16 protein-coding genes, 1 other RNA gene, 1 pseudogene and 1 riboswitch are annotated in these 21,008 nt (G+C 41.0%); of the genes and pseudogenes, 17 read left to right on the top strand and 1 reads right to left on the bottom strand.

The genetic code is table 11. The features are described 5' to 3' along the window. The first annotated feature begins 148 nt into the window (after positions 1-148). The 12 genes from NPA43_RS09920 (at position 149) to pbuX (ending at position 13,097) form a co-directional block, all read left to right on the top strand. A complete protein-coding gene (locus NPA43_RS09920) occupies positions 149-2,395 on the top strand; it encodes a DEAD/DEAH box helicase (RefSeq protein ID WP_256498724.1) in 2,247 nt (748 codons plus the stop codon). A gap of 24 nt (positions 2,396-2,419) precedes the next feature. Next, positions 2,420-3,664 carry a ribonuclease H-like domain-containing protein gene (locus NPA43_RS09915; protein ID WP_256498723.1) on the top strand — a complete coding sequence of 415 codons (1,245 nt, stop codon included), beginning with the start codon at positions 2,420-2,422 and terminating at the stop codon, positions 3,662-3,664. A gap of 315 nt (positions 3,665-3,979) precedes the next feature. After that, the gene (cotD, locus tag NPA43_RS09910) at positions 3,980-4,213 is read left to right on the top strand and encodes a spore coat protein CotD (protein ID WP_256498722.1); all 234 of its coding nucleotides are present in this window, start codon (positions 3,980-3,982) and stop codon (positions 4,211-4,213) included. Positions 4,214-4,262: 49 nt separating this feature from the next. Continuing rightward, a complete protein-coding gene (locus NPA43_RS09905) occupies positions 4,263-4,805 on the top strand; it encodes an SLOG family protein (protein WP_268254706.1) in 543 nt (180 codons plus the stop codon). Positions 4,806-4,880: 75 nt separating this feature from the next. Continuing rightward, positions 4,881-5,186, top strand: a complete 306-nt coding sequence (gene gpsB / locus NPA43_RS09900; protein ID WP_012010336.1) for a cell division regulator GpsB — start codon at positions 4,881-4,883, stop codon at positions 5,184-5,186. A gap of 60 nt (positions 5,187-5,246) precedes the next feature. Beyond that, positions 5,247-5,630: RNase P RNA component class B (rnpB, locus tag NPA43_RS09895), an RNA gene on the top strand. Between the two features lie 109 nt (positions 5,631-5,739). After that, positions 5,740-6,894, top strand: a complete 1,155-nt coding sequence (locus NPA43_RS09890) for a THUMP domain-containing class I SAM-dependent RNA methyltransferase (RefSeq protein WP_099728459.1) — start codon at positions 5,740-5,742, stop codon at positions 6,892-6,894. A 105-nt stretch (positions 6,895-6,999) separates the two neighbouring features. Next, positions 7,000-7,197, top strand: coding sequence for a hypothetical protein (locus NPA43_RS09885; RefSeq protein ID WP_256498720.1), 198 nt, complete (start codon positions 7,000-7,002; stop codon positions 7,195-7,197). A 74-nt stretch (positions 7,198-7,271) separates the two neighbouring features. Next, the gene (locus NPA43_RS09880) at positions 7,272-9,215 is read left to right on the top strand and encodes an ATP-dependent DNA helicase (RefSeq protein ID WP_099728461.1); all 1,944 of its coding nucleotides are present in this window, start codon (positions 7,272-7,274) and stop codon (positions 9,213-9,215) included. A gap of 122 nt (positions 9,216-9,337) precedes the next feature. Then, positions 9,338-10,843 carry a carboxypeptidase M32 gene (locus NPA43_RS09875; RefSeq protein WP_256498718.1) on the top strand — a complete coding sequence of 502 codons (1,506 nt, stop codon included), beginning with the start codon at positions 9,338-9,340 and terminating at the stop codon, positions 10,841-10,843. A 136-nt stretch (positions 10,844-10,979) separates the two neighbouring features. Continuing rightward, a riboswitch (purine riboswitch) is annotated at positions 10,980-11,079 on the top strand. Positions 11,080-11,196: 117 nt separating this feature from the next. Further along, a complete protein-coding gene (gene xpt / locus NPA43_RS09870) occupies positions 11,197-11,781 on the top strand; it encodes a xanthine phosphoribosyltransferase (RefSeq protein ID WP_099728463.1) in 585 nt (194 codons plus the stop codon). Continuing rightward, positions 11,778-13,097 (top strand): xanthine permease PbuX, encoded by a 1,320-nt coding sequence (gene pbuX, locus NPA43_RS09865; RefSeq protein WP_256498717.1) that lies wholly within the window; start codon positions 11,778-11,780, stop codon positions 13,095-13,097. Before xpt ends, pbuX begins: the two co-directional genes overlap by 4 nt. A 61-nt stretch (positions 13,098-13,158) precedes the next feature. Here pbuX and NPA43_RS09860 read toward each other — a convergent pair whose 3' ends face one another. Next, a complete protein-coding gene (locus tag NPA43_RS09860; protein ID WP_099728465.1) occupies positions 13,159-14,013 on the bottom strand; it encodes a polysaccharide deacetylase family protein in 855 nt (284 codons plus the stop codon). A gap of 360 nt (positions 14,014-14,373) precedes the next feature. Here NPA43_RS09860 and NPA43_RS09855 point away from each other — a divergent pair. From NPA43_RS09855 to NPA43_RS09835, 5 genes and pseudogenes are all read left to right on the top strand, one after another. Then, a pseudogene (locus NPA43_RS09855) lies at positions 14,374-15,153 on the top strand (transposase); the annotation flags it as partial. A gap of 325 nt (positions 15,154-15,478) precedes the next feature. After that, entirely contained in the window at positions 15,479-16,579 is a 1,101-nt protein-coding gene (locus NPA43_RS09850; RefSeq protein ID WP_256498716.1) for a type III polyketide synthase, read from the top strand. Then, a complete protein-coding gene (locus tag NPA43_RS09845) occupies positions 16,576-17,085 on the top strand; it encodes an isoprenylcysteine carboxyl methyltransferase family protein (protein ID WP_099728468.1) in 510 nt (169 codons plus the stop codon). The genes NPA43_RS09850 and NPA43_RS09845 overlap by 4 nt, the downstream gene beginning before the upstream one ends. Before the next feature lie 64 nt (positions 17,086-17,149). Continuing rightward, positions 17,150-17,257 carry a Fur-regulated basic protein FbpC gene (gene fbpC / locus NPA43_RS09840; protein WP_306172627.1) on the top strand — a complete coding sequence of 36 codons (108 nt, stop codon included), beginning with the start codon at positions 17,150-17,152 and terminating at the stop codon, positions 17,255-17,257. A 133-nt stretch (positions 17,258-17,390) separates the two neighbouring features. Beyond that, complete coding sequence (locus tag NPA43_RS09835; protein ID WP_256498715.1) at positions 17,391-20,984, top strand: dynamin GTPase; 3,594 nt, start codon at positions 17,391-17,393, stop codon at positions 20,982-20,984. Positions 20,985-21,008 lie beyond the last annotated feature (24 nt).

The raw sequence follows: 21,008 nt of genomic DNA, 5'->3' as shown, positions 1-21,008 counted from the left end.
CTTCCTTGATAAAATCATTTCACTATAGAAGTGTAATAGATACTGTTACAACACATCAAAATATTTGCTCACGAGCGGCGCATCAAAAAATTGCCGCCTAGTCATGCAAACAAATATTCGGTACACTATGAATGAGAGGTGATGCGATATGAAAAAGAAAACAATGAACGAACTCATAGAAGAATTAAAGAAAGACGAACAGGTAGAACATTGGCATGAAATTGAAGCGAAGCCTGCACAGACCTCTCCGGTTCCTGAAAGAGTGAACGACAGGCTGAAAAAGGCGCTTGAGAAACGAGGCGTGAAAGAACTATATATTCATCAAAAGGAAGCCTTTGAACGTGTGATGGACGCGGAGCATGTGGTCACTGTCACACCAACAGCTTCAGGTAAAACGCTTTGCTACAATCTGCCTGTTCTTCAGTCGATCGCAGAAGACCAGACCAATCGCTCTCTTTATTTATTCCCAACAAAAGCGCTCGCGCAGGATCAAAAAAGTGAATTAAACGAAATCATCCACGAGATGGATATTCCGATTCATAGTGAAACATATGACGGGGACACCTCCCCAGCTGTTCGCCAGCGCGTCAGGCAGGCAGGACATATTGTCATCACAAATCCGGATATGCTGCATTCAGCCATTTTGCCTCACCATACGAAATGGGTCAGTTTGTTTGAGAATTTGAAGTATATTGTGATTGATGAGCTTCATACATATCGAGGCGTGTTTGGCAGTCATGTCGCCAATGTGATTCGCAGGTTGAAGCGAATTTGTGCATTTTACGGAAGTGATCCGATCTTTATTTGTACATCCGCAACGATTGCGAATCCGAAAGAGCTTGCAGAGCAGCTGACCGGGAGCAAAGTGCACCTCATTGAACGAAACGGAGCGCCTAGCGGTAAAAAGAATTTTGTGTTTTACAACCCGCCAGTCGTCAATAAACCATTAAACATTAGACAAAGTGCGGCCACTGTTGTCAATCAACTGGCTAAAACATTCTTAAAAGAAAAAATCCAAACGATCGTCTTTGCTAGAAGCAGAGTGAGAGTGGAAGTGATTTTAAGTCATATTCAAGAGCTAGTGAAAAAAGAGATTGGTCCGAAATCGATTCGTGGTTATCGCGGGGGCTATTTGCCAAAAGAGCGGCGCGTGATTGAAAAGGGGTTAAGAGATGGAGATATACTAGGCGTCGTCAGCACGAACGCACTAGAATTAGGGGTTGATATTGGCCAGTTAAAGGTATGTATCATGACGGGGTATCCTGGTAGTGTAGCAAGTACGTGGCAGCAGGCAGGCCGTGCTGGAAGGCGTCACGAGGAAGCACTCATTATCATGGTGGCTAGCTCATCACCCCTTGACCAATATATCGTCAGACACCCTGAATATTTCTTTAACAGACCGCCTGAAGCAGCCAGAATCAATCCTGAAAACCTCATTATTTTAGTCGACCATCTCAAATGTGCTTCCTACGAGCTCCCGTTTCGAGAGGATGAACAGTTTGGCGGCATGGATGTAGAAGAAATCTTGCAATACTTACATGAAGAGGGGGTTCTTCATTTTAGCGGGAACCGGTATTATTGGTCAGATCAATCGTTTCCAGCGCATGGCATCAGCCTGCGGTCTGCAAGCCAGGAAAATGTGGTCATTGTGGATCAATCAGATGTAGCGAATGTTCGGATTATTGGTGAGATGGATCGATTCAGTGCGATGACGTTACTTCATGATGAAGCGATTTATTTACATGAAGGCGTTCAGTATCAAGTGGAAAAGCTAGATTACGAGCACCTGAAGGCTTATGTGAAACAGGTAGATGTAGAATACTATACAGATGCGAATTTAGCTGTTCAATTGAAGGTGCTTGAAATTGATCAGACAACGGAAAAGGAAGCGGTATCTGTTCACTACGGTGATGTGACCGTAAACGCAATGCCGACGATTTTTAAAAAAATCCGGTTATCGTCTGGTGAAAATATAGGATCCGGTCCGATTCACTTACCTGAAGAAGAAATTCATACGAGTGCCGCTTGGTTTGAATTACATGAAGCAGAACGTCGATTCGAAGAGAAAACACTTGAGCAGCTGCTGCTTGGCATCGCAAATGTTCTTCAGCATATTGTACCCGCTTTTGTGATGTGTGACCGTTCAGATATTCATGTCGTTTCTCAAATTAAAGCAGCTCATACCGGAAAGCCGACTGTCTTTTTATATGACCATTATCCTGGCGGAATCGGCTTAAGCAAGGAAGTTCAAGCTCGTTTTGATGAAATTGCCCGTGCGGCCATTCAGCTGATTGAGCGCTGCCGCTGTGAGAATGGCTGTCCATCCTGTATTGGCATGGAAATGAAAGAGGTGAGCGGAAAAAGCAGCATCGTTGAATTGATGTCGGTATTTTAAGGAAAAGGAGGGAGACACCTTCTCATGTCTTTAAAAGGGAAATTAAACAGAATGAAAAAGCACCTTTCGCACAATCAGACAGAAAAGCGGCAGGAAACAAAAGAAGAACAAACTCAACCTGTGACAGCAGAAAATATCCCATTTTTAAAAAAGTGGGAGCAATTGGGTGCAGCTCCTTACTACTTTGAGGACTCTTTCTGTCTGATTCGAGAAGTCACCTATCAATTAGGTGATCAGCATGGACTGTATTCGTTTGCAGAACTGCCGAAGATCGTCGATGCTTGGAACGAAAGTGAGATCCAGCATTCTCTTTCTGCAAAAGGGTACAAGCCGCACGAGCTGTTTTTCTTTGATACAGAAACAACAGGTTTATCTGGCGGGACGGGAAATATGATCTTTTTGCTAGGACATGCGCGGGTTTTTACAGACAAAGTGGTGGTGAAACAGCATCTGCTCACCAATCCAGGAAATGAAGCAGCGCTGTACAAAAGCTTTCTTAATGAAGTGGACGTAGAATCCCTTGTTACATATAATGGAAAATCATTCGATTGGCCGCAAGTGAAAACGAGACATACGTTATTACGCGATCAAATACCTGCACTTCCGGAATTTGGCCATTTTGATCTTCTGCACGGATCTAGACGATTGTGGAAGCACAAATATGAACGGATGGCTCTTTCTGTTGTAGAAAAGGAAGAGCTGCACGTCCATCGAGAGGGTGACACGCCAGGGTTCTTGGCACCGATGATCTATTTTCATTTTCTAAAGGAACAAAATCCGAAGTTGATTGAAGGGATCTTGACTCATAATGAACTAGACGTCTTATCGTTAATCAGCCTCTACATTCATCTATCCAAAAAAATATTATCTGTGGATGCGGTGAAGGAAAACGATGAGAAATACGCACTTGCTAAATGGCATCTTGCTCATCGTGATGTACAGGAAGCAACGAAGCATTTGCGAGAATTAACGGATGCTGAGTTTGAGCATGCGAAAAAAGCGGCTTATGATCTCTCCTTACAATACAAACGATTAAACCAGTGGGATGAAGCTATCCGTATATGGAAAGATCTATTTGAATCAAACGATGTCCATTTAGCATTAAAAGCGGGCATAGAGCTTGCGAAGTATGAAGAGCATCGTCAAAAAAATGCGACGTCAGCTCTTTCGATCACTCAATCATTATTATCTCTCCCGTCTTTAAGTGAACGCGACATGAAAGAACTTGAAAAGCGAAAAAAGCGGCTCTTAAGGAAAGCTGGGCAATGAAAATTATTGCCTGGGAAAGCGCAAGAAATGACAACGTTCGGCTATCGGCCGAAAATAAAAATTGTTTAGCACTTTTATTGTAGAAAAGTCACGAATCCTGTAAAATAACGTTAGATATTGAATGAGGAGCGTAGAGGATGTATAAGGGTCTTTTTTACTTGTTTTTTCTTGTTGTCATTTTGGTCGCTTTTGTGTTTTCGAATTATAAAGATGTTTTTCTTGCAAACTTTTAAAATAGGTTAATGCATTAGTACATGTACACCTCTTCATTCATACATTGTTAATGTAAGAAATTCAAGGAGAGGGGAATGCTACATGTACCATCATCATTGCAAGCCAAATGTTACACAGCCAATTGTTCATCCGACGAATCATTGCTGTACACACAGCGAGTCAACAACAATTGTGCCGCACATCCATCCGCAGCATGTGACGAATGTTCACCATCAAAACTTCCAACATGTTCACTACTTCCCGCATACGTTTTCTCAGGTGGACCCGGCAACACATCAACACTTTAACTGCGGTGGACCTTGCTGTAACAGATAACGTGAAATGGGACTTTTATAAGTCCCTTTTTTTAAAAGCAGGTGAAAAAATGAAAATTATTGCTGTCACAGGGTACAAGCCATTCGAACTTGGGATATTCAAACAAGACGAGCCTGCACTTCAATACATAAAAGCGGAGCTTCAAAAAAGGCTGACAGCCCTTATCGAAGGGGGGCTGGAATGGGTTCTCATATCGGGTCAGCTAGGTGCTGAAATCTGGACAGCCGAAGTGGTGTTAGAGCTTCAAGAGGAGTATCCAGCTTTAAAACTTGCTGTCATTACGCCATTTTATGAACAAGAAGAGCGCTGGAATGAACAAAATAAAGAGTTGTATGAAGGCATTCTTGCACAAGCAGATTTTGTAGAAAGTGTCACGCATAGACCGTATGAAAGTCCGGCACAATTTAAACAAAAGAACCGCTTTTTTATTGAAAAAACAGATGGTCTTCTCGTCCTCTATGATCCCGAGCATGAGGGCTCTCCAAAGTATATGATCAGAGAAGCTGAAACCTATACCGATTACCCAATTATGTATATCACAATGGATGATCTAAGAGCACAGGTTGAGGCGGAAGATCCGTTTTTTGACTAAAAGCAAGAGAAAATTTGACAACGTCACGTATTTCTGAAAAAATATACTATGAATTCACGATATGAGGTGAAAAAGATGCTTGCTGATAAAGTAAAGCTTTCTGCGAAAGAAATTTTAGAAAAAGAATTTAAAACAGGTGTTAGAGGGTATAAACAAGAAGAAGTCGATAAATTTTTAGATATGGTCATTAAAGACTATGAGACATTCAACCAAGAAATCGAAAAACTTCAACAAGAAAACCTCCACTTGTCAAAACAGCTTGAAGAAGCAGTTGAACAAGGGAAAAGACAGCCTGCACAGTCCAATACAACGAACTTTGATATTTTAAAAAGACTATCTAATCTTGAGAAACACGTTTTTGGCAGCAAACTTTATGATTGAGTCATGCCGAAAAAGCTTGTATCAGATGACATTATCGTTTATAATAACGCTTATTGATTAACGTTCGGGTAATCGCTGTAATGCTTTTAGGCATTGCAGAGGAAAGTCCATGCTCGCACGGTGCTGAGATGCCCGTAGTGTTCGTGCCTGGCGAAAAAATAAGCCAGGGCAGCCTGGGAAAGGCTGACGGCAGGAAAAATGCCTACGTCCTTTTAGGATATGGCAAAGTATCCTTGAAAGTGCCACAGTGACGAAGTCTCACTAGAAATGGTGAGAGTGGAACGCGGTAAACCCCTCGAGCGAGAAACCCAAACTTGGTAGGGGAACTTTCTCAAAGGAACCAAACGGAGAGAAGGACAGAGAATTCTGTAGATAGATGATTACCACCTGAGTACGAGGCATTTGCCGTTTGCAGTACGATGGAACAAAACATGGCTTACAGAACGTTATATCCGTTATTTTAAACATGATGAAAACAAAGCTCTCCTATTTCTACATATGGAGAGCTTTTATCTTGAATAAATAAAAGGACGAGAAAACAGGTGATAAACAAATGAAAACTTATACACTCATCGCGACAGCTCCAATGGGGATTGAAGCGGTTGTTGCAAAAGAAGTAAGGGACCTTGGCTATGAGTGCACTGTAGATAACGGGAAAGTCATTTTCCAAGGGGATGCCCTTGCGATTTGCCGTGCAAACCTTTGGCTGCGTACAGCAGACCGGATAAAGGTACAAGTTGCTGAATTTTCAGCAAAAACATTTGATGAGCTTTTTGAACAGACAAAAGCGATTGACTGGGCCGCTTTTTTGCCGGAAAATAGTACGTTCCCTGTCATCGGTAAATCAGTCAAATCACAGCTTGCAAGTGTGCCCGATTGTCAGCGCATCGTCAAAAAGGCCATCGCGCAAAAGCTTAGATCATCTTACAATATTCAGTCTGAATGGCTTGAAGAGACGGGTCCTGAATATAAAATCGAGATTGCGCTTTTAAAAGATAAAGCAGTGCTAACCCTTGATACATCTGGTGTCGGCCTTCATAAACGGGGGTACCGTGTGGATCAAGGCGGAGCACCTATTAAAGAAACCCTTGCTGCCGCGCTCGTGTTATTAACGAACTGGACACCTGACCGCCCGTTTGCTGATCCTTTTTGCGGATCAGGCACAATTGCTATTGAAGCAGCTATGATAGGACAAAACATTGCCCCAGGATTTAACCGGGAATTTGCATCTGAATCATGGGAATGGATCGGTGAGGACGTATGGAACAAAGCGCGCCTAGAAGTGGAAGAAAAAGCGAACTATGATCAGCCGCTTCATATTATTGCGAGCGATATCGATCATCGCATGGTAGACATTGCAAAAATGAATGCAGAAGAAGCTGGACTAAGTGAACTGATTCAATTTAAGCAAATGCAGGTGAAAGACTTCCAAACAAAAGAAGAGTATGGTGTGATTGTCGGAAATCCGCCCTACGGAGAACGACTCAGTGATAAACCAGCTGTTGAAAAAATGTATCAAGGGATGGGTGAAGCATTCAAGAACCTAGACACTTGGTCCATTTACATCTTAACGTCACATGAAAAGTTCGAAGAGTGCTTCGGAAGAAAAGCAACGAAAAAGAGAAAGCTGTTTAATGGATTTATTAAAACAGACTATTATCAATATTGGGGGAAACGCCCTCCTAGAAAGCAGACAACTGAATCATAAAAAATGGTCACGCCTAAAGAAGGTGTGACTTTTTTATTGCGGAAAGGTATAAAGCTTCACGAGACGGAATAAACTGAACTTGATTTTAAAAAAAGAGGTGTCTCCATGATTCATTATGATCAATTTCAGTTAATCGAAAAAGCACTCGCTTCGACTGCTCAAGAAATAGAAGGGTATGAAACTGGACAATCTGCTCAGCTTGCGGCAGCCATCCAAGATTTAGCGCTTGCTCAGGCTTACATAGAACGTACAGAGCATGCATTTTTAATGAAGGAAAGCTATCAACATCGCTTGCGTTCATAAAAAAGATTGTCATTCCCCAGCATAAATGTTACTATTGAATGTCTGAATGATTCAAAAGTTGGGGGTTGAAGCAGGTGACAGCATCTCGTTTGCCTTTTTCATTATCAAAAGAACACAATTTTTACGAAGAACTGGGCAACTGGATTGGTGATGTGTTTTATGACATTTTGCCAGAAAAGGGCTTTGATCTTCGAGATGAACAAATATTTATGGCTTTTCAGTTAGAAAGAGCTTTTAAAGAAAAAAGTGTAATGTTTGCCGAAGCTGGGGTAGGCACAGGCAAAACAATCGTCTATCTATTATTTGCCGTCACATATGCAAGATATACAGGGAAACCTGCAATTATTGCATGTGCAGACGAAACGTTAATTGAACAGCTGGTCAAACAAGAAGGTGATATCTATAAAATTGCCAATCATCTTGATATACAAATAGATGCGAGATTAAGTAAATCGCATGATCAATATTTATGCTTGAAAAAACTAGAGAAAACCATGCAGCGTGAAGATGATGAGAAGTGGCTCGATATTTATGAATCGCTTCCTTCATTTGTTCATGAATCACATGGCATGCAGACCTTTTATCCGTACGGCGATCGTAAAGAGTATCCAGAACTTTCAAATGATGAATGGTCACGCATTGGCTATGACTCTTTTCAGGACTGCTTGACGTGCGACATGCGTCATCGCTGCGGCTTGAATTTATCAAGAGATCATTACCGGAAAGCGGCAGACCTGATCATCTGCTCACACGACTTTTACATGGAGCATGTGTGGACAAAGGAATCTCGCAAACGTGAGGGCCAGCTTCCGCTGCTTCCTGAACATAGCTCCGTTGTATTTGATGAAGGTCATCTTCTTGAGTTTGCCGCACAAAAAGCTTTGACGTACCGAGTGAAGCAATCAACGCTCGAGACATTTTTGGAGCGTCTTTTGCAAAACGACATTCGCGAAGAATTTGCGGAACTTGTTGAAGATGCATTAGCAACAAACGATGAGTTCTTCTATCTTTTAAAAACAAATGCCAAAGAAGTCAAAGGCTCGCATCGACTTGAAATTGGGCGCGTGGATGAGGTGAAGCGCTCAGCAAGTGAATTGTGTGACTTACTTGAAAAAATCGGAGAAGCGCTCGTGTTTGAATCCGAGATGTATACAATTGATCAATACGAATTGTCTGTTGTGGAAGAGTACATTGAACAAATGGCGTATTCCCTGTCACTTTATCAAAAAAATGCCATTAGCTGGCTTGAAAAACAGGAATTAGATACGACATTTGTCGTCATGCCAAAGACGGTAGCAGAGGTGCTTGGCGAGAAAGTATTCTCGCAAAAAAGACCATATATTTTCTCTTCAGCGACATTGTCTGAAAACCAATCATTTGATTATTTAGCTGAGAGTCTTGGGATAAAAGATTACTTATCAATGAGTGTGGCTTCGCCGTATGATTACGATGAGCAAATGCAGATTTATTTCCACGGGATTCAGCAGCCGGTCTTAGAGCCAGAGGCAAAAGGACAGCAAGTGATCACTCAACTGAAAGAAAATGGAGGCCGATCTCTGATTCTATTCCCTTCATTTGATGAACTCCATGTATTTAGAAAGCACCTTGAGGCATCAAATGAATCACTGCCTTTCCAAGTGTATTTTGAGGGAGACGAGGAAATCAGCACCATCGTTCAAAAGTTCCAAGCAGATGAGACATCAGTGTTATGCTCCGTTCATCTGTGGGAAGGGCTGGATATTCCAGGTCAATCCCTAACGAATGTGGTCATTTGGGGGCTTCCTTATCCGCCGCATGATCCAGTATTTGAGGCGAAACGGAATGAAGCAAAGGATGCATATGCTGAAGTGGACCTTCCATATATGCTGCTTCGATTACGACAAGGCATTGGAAGACTGATTCGGACAAGTCAAGATGCAGGAAGCATTCATATATACTTTGATCGCAAGGAAGATAAAGAGCTTCAAAGTAAAATTGAATCCGTCCTGCCAGTGAAGCCAGTCATCACTTCATCATAGGGACGAACGACGAAAAGAGGAGGATACCAATTGTGTATCCTCCTTTTTCATTGACAAACGAACATTCATTGAAGTAGCCTTGAAACGTACATACATATTTTATTGATTGGGGGAACGAACGCATGAATCTTGAATCAAAAGAGAAAGCGTTTTATCAATTATTAGGAAAAATCGCCCATTATACAGAGGCGCTCCATTTACTTTATTGGGACTCTAGAACACAGGCGCCTAAAAAAAGCGCTGATTTCAGAGCTGAAACCATCGGTCAATTATCAAGTGATATTTTTAATATGAAGACTTCTGATGAAATGAGAGATCTTCTTGACGCATTAAATAAAAATCGAGAGGAGCTGTCAATAGATACACAGAAGGCGCTCGAATTATCGCAAAAAGAGTATGATGAAAACAGCAAAATTCCAAAAGAAGAATTTAAAGAATATTCCATTTTACAATCCAAAGCAGAGCATGTCTGGGCAGAAGCAAGGGAGAAATCAGATTTTTCACTTTTTGCACCTTACTTAAAACAGCTCATTGACTTTAACAAGCGTTTTATTCAGTATTGGGGCGTGAAAAAAACGCCATATGATGTGCTGCTCAATAACTATGAGCCAGATATGACGGTTGAACAGCTCGATCAAAAATTTGGCGCACTTCGTGACGCCATCGTTCCTCTCGTGAAAAAAATTGAAGCCTCTCCAAATAAACCGGATACTTCATTTTTATCGAAAAGCTTCCCGATCGACAAGCAAAAAGAGCTAAGCCTCTTTTTCTTAAAAGAGTTAGGGTATGACTTTGATGCAGGGCGTCTTGATACAACGGTTCATCCGTTTGCTGTGACATTAAGCAGAGGGGATGTTCGTGTGACGACTCGCTATGATGAGCATGATTTTCGGATGGCGATCTTTGGCACCATTCATGAGTGTGGTCATGCCATCTACGAGCAAAACATTGATGAAGCGCTGAGCGGAACGCTATTATGTGATGGCACGTCAATGGGTATCCATGAATCACAATCTCTTTTCTTTGAGAATTTTATCGGCAGACATGAAGATTTCTGGAAAACATATTATCAAAAGCTGCAAGAAGCTTCTCCTGAACAATTTAAAGATGTATCTTTAGAAGACTTTGTGCATGCAGTGAATGAGTCTAAGCCGACTTACATTCGAATTGAAGCAGATGAACTCACGTATCCGCTTCACATTATTATCCGGTATGAAATTGAGAAAGCTATTTTCAACGAAGAAGTCGCCGTTGAAGACCTGCCTGCGCTTTGGAATGAAAAATATAAAGCGTATCTTGGCATAACACCGCCTAATGATGCACTCGGCATCTTGCAGGATGTTCATTGGTCAGATGGAAGCTTTGGTTATTTCCCTTCTTATGCTCTTGGTTATATGTATGCGGCGCAATTAAAGCATCAAATGATCAAAGATTTACCAAATTTCGATAAACTGATTCAAAATGGGTCTTTTGCACCGATAAAAGAATGGCTAACTGAACATGTTCATAAGCATGGAAAACGGAAAAAGCCATCTGAAATCATTCAAGATGCGACTGGCGAAGAATTAAATGTTCAATATTTAATCGATTACTTAACGGATAAGTATACGAAATTGTATTTATCATAAATGAAAGGCACCCTTTCGTCAAAAGGGTGTTTTTTTGATGCTTGAATATTCTAAAAACGAACATTTTGATCTGATCTATTATTTAAGTTCGGTATTTTTCTAGAAAAGTGCTTTCCAAGCGTCTGAAATCTTGTTATAATTTGAACACGATAACACTCATATAATCGCGTGATGATGGCACGCAAGTTTCTACCGGACACCGATACTGTCCGACTATGAGTGAGCAAAATGAAACAGCTCTTGTTTGAGCTGAAGATCCGTGGATCATTTTCGCATTGCTTGCTCCTAATGGACAGCAATGCTTTTTTTATGCAAATAATAGGATGTTTACCAATATGCTAGGGGGAAGAATGATGGAATTGTTACGTCAAAAAATTGAGAACGAAGGAATCGTTCTGTCGAATCAAGTGTTAAAGGTAGATGCCTTTTTAAATCATCAAATTGATCCTATGTTCATGCATGAGATCGGTCAAGAGTTTGCTAGATTATTTAAGCATGATGGCATTACAAAAATCATCACGATCGAATCTTCTGGCATCGCGCCTGCTGTGATGGCTGGACTTGCCCTTCATGTGCCCGTCGTCTTTGCTCGAAAACGACAATCACTCACATTAACGGATAACCTCTTAACAGCAAGTGTCTACTCTTATACGAAAAAAGTAGAAAGCACCATCGCTGTCTCGAACACACACCTTAGTGAAAATGATTGTGTGTTAATCATCGATGACTTTTTAGCGAACGGTGAAGCCGCTAAAGGGCTTGCCGCTATTGCAAAGCAGGCGAAGGTAAAAGTAGCAGGATTTGGAATTGTCATTGAGAAGTCATTCCAGCCTGGAAGAAAAGAGCTTGTGCAAATGGGCTACCGAGTCGAGTCACTCGCACGTATTGCATCACTCGAGGAAGGAAAAGTCACGTTTGTACGGGAGATACAATCATGAGTGCCGCTAAAAAAGCCAAAACGCTCTCTCTAGGAATTCAGCATGTGCTGGCGATGTATGCAGGTGCGGTTCTTGTACCCCTCATTGTTGGAGATGCGCTTGGACTCTCGCCTGCACAGCTCACTTACTTAATCTCTGCGGATATTTTCATGTGTGGTGCTGCCACACTGCTGCAAGTATGGAAAAACCGCTTCTTTGGTATTGGATTACCTGTTGTACTAGGCTGTACATTTACTGCAGTTTCTCCTATGATTGCCATTGGCTCTAAATATGGGATTTCGTCTATATATGGAAGTATTATCGCCTCAGGTTGTATTGTCATTGCCCTTTCCTTTTTCTTTGGGAAGCTTGTGAAATTTTTTCCGCCTGTTGTAACAGGTTCCGTCGTCACCATTATTGGAATTACCCTCATTCCGGTAGCGATGAACAATATGGCAGGAGGGGAAGGAAGTGCAGATTATGGTTCTTTTGAAAATCTAGGGCTTGCTTTCCTTGTGCTGTTTATCATTGTTTTGCTCTATCGATTCACAAAGGGATTTATGAAAGCTATCGCTATTTTAATCGGCATTCTACTTGGGACAGCAGTCGCAGCCCTGCTAGGAAAAGTGGAAACGGCCGAAGTAGCAAATGCACAAGTTTTCCGCATGATTGAACCTTTTTATTTTGGCATGCCTACCTTCGAATTTGCGCCAATCATGACCATGACTTTAGTTGCCGTCGTGTCTTTAGTTGAATCAACAGGTGTTTATTTCGCGCTAGGAGATTTAACGAATCGCTCATTAAAGGAGAAGGATTTAGCAAAGGGCTACCGTGCAGAAGGGATTGCTGTGTTATTAGGCGGTATCTTCAATGCCTTTCCGTACACAGCCTACTCACAAAACGTTGGGTTGATTCAGTTAACAGGTGTCAAGAAAAACCAGGTCATTGTTGTGACAGGGGCATTGTTAATGATATTCGGTCTTTTTCCTAAAATCGCTGCATTTACAACGATTATCCCAAAATCGGTTCTTGGCGGCGCAATGGTTGCCATGTTTGGGATGGTCATTGCCTACGGTATTAAAATGCTCTCGCGTGTGGATTTTGCCAAACAGGAAAACCTACTGATTGTTGCTTGCTCAGTTGGGATCGGCTTAGGTGTCACCGTTGTGCCGCAAATGTTTGAGCATCTGCCAGAATCAATCAAATTATTAACAAGTAATGGCATCGTGGCCGGCAGCTTTATCGCTATTTTGCTTCATATTATTTATCACATGATTCCTTTTAAAAAAGAAACCGGGCAGGACCTGATGGAAGAGCCTAAGAAATCTGTTGTGTAAACACTTCTCTTGGAGTTGAAAGCCCGCATCTTTTGATACGGGCTTGTTGTGATTAGTGCTATTAATGTTGTACCGGCTGCATTGTTTCGTTAATGACTGCAAATGTATAGCCCCTTGCTTTTAGCTGTGTAATCAGGCTATCTAAATAGTTTGTGGTAGAGGGTTGATCATGCATTAAAATAACTTTTGGTTCCCATGGTTTATTTTTCTCAAACATTTGCAGTTGATTCAATACCTCTGGAACATATTGTGAGTTTTTATATCTCCAGTCAAGGCTATCAATCGTCCAATCCCAGTAAATAAAGCCATTTTGGTTTAAACGTACTTTTTGATGATATGTTAAATTTGGAACACTGCCATAGGGTGTTCTCACAAGACGGGTGTAAACGCCTGTAACAGAAGCAAGAATGCGCTGAGCTTCTCTCATTTCATTTGCGGGAGACTCACTGTTCTGATAAAAGCGGTTTATATCATGCGTCATGCCATGAAGCCCTAATTGATGTCCTTCTTGATAAAGTCTTTTCACAGCTGCTTGGTGTGCTTGGATTTGCGGTCCAAGCATGAAGAATGTCGCCTTCACGTGATGTGCTTTTAATACATTTAACAGCTGATTTGATGTAGCAGAAGGACCATCATCAAATGTTAAAAAGACCGTTTTATTCGTTGTCTGTTGGTTTGGATTGGACTTAAAATGTGTATCCAATGTTCTTGTAGAATGATCTTTTGCTTTCAGACTGATGCTTGTGTCTCGGAAGTCACTGTTGGCAACAATTTTTGCTTGCCCATGTGTCGCCTGCAAATGGGGTTTAGACATATCCCAGATAAAAAAGAGAAACAGTGTAAGAAGCACTAAACCAATTATCTTCGAGAGAAGTATCGTGTTGTAGGGTGTCTGTTTTTTGGACACCTTTTTCATTACAATCACTCCAGTCAATTAAATTTTGTGCCGAATCATGTAGTAGATTCTATCTTTTTTCACTGTTTTTCATGGTGTTCATATTGATTAAGTATACAGGAAAAAACACCTTTTTATATATAATAATCAAATAAATTAGAATTTTATGGTTATTGTTTGTATTGATCAGAAAAAAGGTGATCCATTCATGTTTAAATGAAATAATTCTGAATAATGATCGAAACGTTGATATGTATACGCTAAGATAGCATCAGATTTAACCATTAATGCGAAGCGAAGGGAAATTCCGTATGAAAGTGTTGTATAATGACGATTTCATTGAAAAAAAGGATGCTCATGTGGATATTGTAGATAGAGGCTATCAATCGCGAAAAACATGGAGAAAAGCTCTTACCCCTACAAAATAAAGAAGAAACAAAAGAGATCAAAGTCAGTACAACTGAATCAGAGATTGGCTACTATGTAAAAGGTGAACGTGAAAAGTCATTTGCTTATTCCTTTCATACAGCTTGTGATTCAAAAGGATTTATTTTTGGATCACTGGTCACTGGTGGAAATGTTCATGATAGTCCTATGTTAGATTCGCTCGTATCAAAGGTGACAAAGAAAGTCGGAAAACCAAATGTAGTTGCAGTAGATGCTGGATATAAAACACCTTACATCGCTAAGTTTTTAATGGATCAAGAGATAAGACCTGTCAAGCCTTATACTCGTCTGAGAACAGCAGCTGGTTATTCAAAAAGAATGAATGCGTGTATGGACGCATATTTTGATTGTTACATGTGCCTAAACCGTCAAATTCTCTCTTACCGTACAACGACTAGAGAGATATAAGCAATATGTGTCCGATTCAGAGGTATGTAAAACTTGTTCTTTTCTAGATAACTGTACACAAAGTCAAAATTATACCAAACAAATTCATCGGCATATTTGGCAAGACTAGATGAACCAAACTACCTAAGACTCACTGAAATGAATAAGAACATCTATGCAAAGCGGTGAGAAATAATAGAACGCGTCTTTGCGGATGCAAAAGAAAAGCATGGTATGCGTTGGGCGAAACTTCGTGTACTAAAAAAAGTTTCAATGCAAGCGATGCTTACTTTCGCTGCCATGAATCTTAAAAAATTAGCCAACTAGACATGGAAAACGCCATGTCCAGCGTAACTTTTTATAATTATGTGAAAACCCCACTTTTACTTGAAGTAAAGGTGGGGTTTGTCTACGGTCTGCACTTCTCTTTTAGAGGTGTTTTTTGCATAAAAAAAGCAGGTTCGCTTGGCTTGGAACGAACCTGTGAAGGAGGAAAACTACATCATGTTTCCACCTATATTATCCAATATTTATCAATTGTCGTCAAGACAAAAAGTTAGACGAAGGAAAATATTTTGACTGAATTGTGACGCTTTGGCATGTATATCCTATTTTTGATAGGGGATATTAACCGAAAAAAGAGGTGAAGCAGGTGGCTTACATTCTTTCAGTTGGAACGAGTCTGCCAAAGAATCATGTGAATCAGCAAACAGCAGCTGAATTTGCAAGATCTCAATTTAAACGATCGTTTAAAGATATTGACCGGCTGCTAAGAGCTTTTAATAATGGAGAAATTCAGAGCAGACAGTTTGTGCAGCCTATTGAATGGTATCAGAAGCACCACTCTTTTGAAGAGAAAAATAATATCTATTTGGAAAAAGCACTGGCTCATGCGAAGGAAGCAATCATTCACTGTCTTCATGAGACGACGTTCCTTCAAAAGCCTATTCCGTTTGAAGAGATCGATGCTTTGTTTTTCATCTCAAGCACCGGATTGTCGACACCAAGTCTTGATGCAAGGGTGATGAACGTTCTCCCTTTTTCGCCTTATACGAAACGAGTGCCGATTTGGGGGCTAGGGTGCGGGGGCGGAGCGGCAGGATTGTCTCGAGCTTATGAATATATAAGGGCATACCCAGAAGCGAAGGTTCTAGTTGTCGCATGTGAGCTTTGCAGTTTAACCTTTCAGCCGCAAGATCAATCAAAAAGCAATTTAATCGGCACCTCCTTGTTCGGAGACGGGACGGCGGCGGTTCTGTTAACTGGAGAAAAAGCTGCATCTGACTATACGCAGTTAAAAACAGTGCCTAAAGTGATGGGTACACAGTCAGTAACGATGAAAGATTCTGAGGATGTGATGGGCTGGGAATTTACAAGTGCCGGCTTTCAGGTCATTTTCTCACGTGACATTCCGTCCATTATTTCAGGCTGGTTAAAAGAGCAGGTGGATCAATTTCTACATCAGCTCGGGTTTTCAACAGATGATCTAACTGTTTTTCTTGCCCACCCTGGAGGTAAAAAAGTAATTGATGCCTATCTTGAAAGTCTATCTTTACAAGAGGATCAGCTTTTTTCTTCAAAAGAAGTACTCAAACACCACGGGAATATGTCCTCTGCTACAGTTATGTATGTCATGAAGCATTTTCTTGAACATCAATCAGCTGATCCGGGCGATGTGGGGCTTTGCGGGGCGCTTGGTCCGGGCTTTTCCTCTGAATTATTACTCATGAAATGGGAGGAGATCTCGTCATGATTTTTTGGCTGGTCATTGGTTTCTTCATTTGTCAGCGCCTGATTGAAATGCTTGTTGCCAAAAGAAATGAGAAGAAAGTGAAAGCGATAGGCGCCATCGAATTCGGCGCTAACCATTATCCTTATATGGTCGGAATGCATGCTGCTTTTTTCCTCTCACTCATTGGAGAGACATGGCTGTTAAACCGGGAACCATCCCGTTTTTTTCTGTTGCTGCTCATTTTCCTGCTGGCTACACAGGTGGTTCGATACTGGGCATTATGTTCCCTTGGGACGTACTGGAATACAAAGATTTTAGTGGTGCCAAATGCGGTGATTGTAAAAAAGGGACCGTATCGCTGGTTAAAGCATCCTAACTATGTGGTGGTGGCGATTGAGCTTATCTTGATCCCGCTATTGTTTGAAGCGTACATTACCGCCATTTTGTTTACGTGTTTAAATGCATGGATGATGATGGTGAGAATTCAAACAGAAGAGAAAGCGCTAAATCAGTATTTACTAAATTAATATTGAAAATCATTATCAATTGTGATACACTTTCATTAATGATAAGCATTCTCAATCACGAAGGATGGACGGTGATCACATGACAATGATTTTCTTACTAGGTACGGTCTGTGTATACAGCCTATTAATTGGCTTCGTATTAAAAGGTGTTTCAAAAAAATCTGCTTCCTGATCGCAGTCAATTACGACTGATCGGGCAGCAGATTTTTTTTATTTCCTCAGATCAGAAGAAAAATCTCTTTATTTTGTGTAAAATGGTATCACATACATAACTGACTTTTCTAAAAACAAAGGGGTTTATCGTCATGAAAGACTTGTCTATTCGAGATTCGCTCGTTCAAACTACAGGTGCTTTATATCAAAGCCTTCTCAAAAGGGATGATCATGAGCGCGCAGCCAAACTTGCATCGATTATCAAAAAGGAAGCAGAAGAAGAAGTGTATATTGCATTTACCGGCCACTATTCTGCTGGTAAGTCATCACTTGTGAATCATTTGCTTCATGATCACATCCTGCCAACGAGCCCAATCCCAACAAGTGCAAACTTAGTCGTTGTAAGAAAAGGGAGAAGTGAAGTACAGCTTCACACCTCTGATGGCCGTTTTGCAAAAATGAGCGGTTCTTATGACAAAGAAGCGGTGCAGCGTTTTTGTAAGGATGGAGAACAGATTGAAATGGTCGAAATGAGCGGTGATTATAGGGGACTTGAAGAAAAGGTGGCACTGATCGATACGCCAGGAATTGATTCAACGGATCATGCGCACTTTTTATCGGCTGCGTCAATTCTACATCAAGCAGATGCTCTTTTTTATGTCGTTCACTATAACCATGTTCATTCTGAAGAAAATATTCGTTTTATTCGCTCCATCAAAGACCAAGTGCCAAATCTTTATTTCATTGTGAATCAAGTCGATCGACATGATGAACATGAGACAGCTTTTGAAGACTACAAAAAACAAGTGGTTGAAATGCTCCTCAAAGAAGGCATTGAGGAAGAACATCTGTATTTTACATCTGTAACCGATGAGGCACACCCAAGAAACGAAATGCTTCGTTTAATTGAGAAACTACAAGAATTACAAACATTGCCTAAAGCATCACTTCGAGCCTATACAGAGCAGAAAATAGAGCATGTCCTAAAAGAACATATCGAATCGTTAAAAGAAGAGCTGCAGGAAGAGGATCTTGATACGCAGCTTCAAGATAAAAGAAATGAAGTCAAAGAACTTGAAGCAAAAAACCGATTTATCGAAAATGGCGCAAAACAGTTAGAAGACGAAATATCTTCTGAAATGGAGAACATTTTAAAAAATGCGAACCTAACTCCATTTAAGATGAGGGAGCTCGCAAGTGACTATATCGAATCGAAAGCACCTGGCTTTAAAGTAGGGTTGCTCTTTTCTAAAAATAAAACCGAGCAGGAAAAAGAAAAACGGGCAAACGATATTGTAACAGATGTAAAGACGAGAATGAAAGCAGAAGTGGACTGGCATATTGCAGAGCTTCTCAAAAAGGAAGTCAAGCGGCATCAGCTTGGAGAAGAGCTGTTAGATCAAGTGATGGCATTTGAAACACCTGTCCAAGAATCCCTGCTTGAAAAAGTCATTCATCCCGGTGCGACTTTTTCTAATGAATATGTTCTTCAATATGCGAAAGATGCTGGTGAAGCCCTAAAAAGACAGGCTAAACAGAAAGCGATGCCATTGATTGAACAAATGGCTGAGACCCTGAAAGACCAGCTCACGAAGGAAAAGGGGAAGCAGCAAGAAAAATGGACGCAGGCGAAACAAGAGCTTCAAATGCTTGAGCAGTGCATCGAAAAAAATGAACAAATCAAACGAGACATCCAGCATGTATGGGATATATGGCAAAACGGAACGGATGAGCTGGTCCAAGAAGATTGGTTTTATGCGAAAAAACAATGGATGCAGCATGACCAGCTGAAGCAGTACCACGCGCCATTTCATGCTGAAGAGAGCGGGCAAGAAAACGAGCAGACAGATCATGATCAAATACGTCAGTCTCAGCATTTAACGACGGCACAGTCGATTAAGCAGTTTGAACAGCTTTCTCGTATTTTATTGCCATTAGACGTTCTTCAATCTCAAAGAAAGTCCTTTGAAAAACGAACAAAGCGGCTGCAGGCGAAAGAATTCACACTCGCCTTATTCGGGGCTTTTAGTTCGGGGAAATCTTCCTTTGCCAATGCCCTTGTTGGGCGAAAGGTGCTGCCATCGTCTCCTACCCCAACAACGGCAACGATCAATAAGCTAACGCAGCCGACGGAAGATCACCCGCATGAAAGTGTCAAAGTGGTGTTCAAATCAGAGCAGGATATTTTAGAAGAGCTCGATCAGATTCTCGGATTTTCTATCACAGGAGAAAAGGGAGATACGTTTAGAGCGAAACTCGAACGAGTACTGAAAAAAAGACAGTTTGAACAAGATCACCGCATCATTGTTGAACATTTTCTAGAAGCGCATGCCCGGTTTCATGAATACATTGTCAAGCAAACCCCATTAAATGTCACACTTCAAGAACTAAAGCCGTATGTGGCAGAAGAAGCTGTTTCTTGTGTGGTCAAGGAAGTAACGGTGTATTTAAGTACACCTTTGACAGATAAAGGGCTGACGATTGTTGATACGCCAGGCGCCAGCAGTATGAATAAGCGTCACACAGAGATGGCCTTTCAATATATGAAGGACGCAGACGCCCTTCTTTATTTAACTTACTATCAGCATTCTTTCTCCAAGGCCGATCGGTCATTTTTACGTAAGCTTGGGCTCGTAAAAGATTCTTTTAGCATGGATAAAATGTTCTTTATTATCAATGCAGCTGATTTGGCAAAGGATCAAGCAGAGCTTGAAACCGTCTTTGACTATGTGCGAAAAGAGCTCACAAAAGAAGGCATCCGAAACCCAAATCTTCATCATGTGTCCAGTAAGGAAGAGATCGAAGGAAAAGGGTCAACACCTTATAATCAATATGAACAGCTTAGAAAACAACTCGACTATTTTATTGAGGAAGAATTAACGAAAGATGCCATCGAGCTTTTGCATTTTGAAGCTAGTACATTATGTGGAACCGTCGACAAGCTGCATGCCACCTTGCATCAGTCAGAGGATGAAAAACAAGCCGAAAAGAAAAAGGTAGAATCATCATATGAAGCAATCCTTGAAAAAATGAGTCATGTCAAACGGTCAAAGCTAGTGACAGAAAGCGTGAAAAAGGACTTGCAAGAACAGCTTTACCACATTGTTCAGCGTCTATCACTATTTGCGAATGATATGTTAAAGACCGCCTTTTATCCTGGACTATCCCAAGGAAACTTCGGACAGCAGTTGAAAAAGGCGCTTGAACAGGCGCTGAAGGATTATGAATTTGAATTTGTACAGGAGCTCAAGGCGCTCGATATCCGAATGGAATCGTTTATCAACCAGTATTTCCAAGAGGAGTGGGAGAAGGGTATGCAGGCTGCATGTGCTGAGGATCCTTACTTTTCTCTCAGACTGTCACCGCCAGAAGAGAAAAAAGCTGAGCTAAAACAAATTGAAGTCGAAGCAGAACTTAGCCAATTTGAGCCGCTCTTAAAAAAGCAAAAATCAGCGAAAGCTTTCTTTGAACAAAATGGGAAGGCTGCGTGTATTGAAGCGATTCGAGATATTCTTCTTCAATTAACCACTGAATGGGCTGATAAAGAAAAAGAAGAATTATTGAGTAGATACGAAAAAATGGTGGAGACCTTTACTGTAAGATATGAAACAGAAGCGCTCCAGCAGCTGAATGAACAAAAACAAACATTTATCACAAGCTTGACGACAGATGACAAAGAGCAGGCCATCATTGAACAAGTATATGAACAAACAAATGAATGGAAAAGCCAGTTGAAAACCATTTGATTCATGGTAGACTAGATAAAAAAA

It is taken from the genome of Bacillus pumilus, from assembly GCF_024498355.1.
Lineage (GTDB): Bacteria > Bacillota > Bacilli > Bacillales > Bacillaceae > Bacillus > Bacillus pumilus_P.
This window is presented reverse-complemented; position numbering and strand designations above follow the sequence as displayed.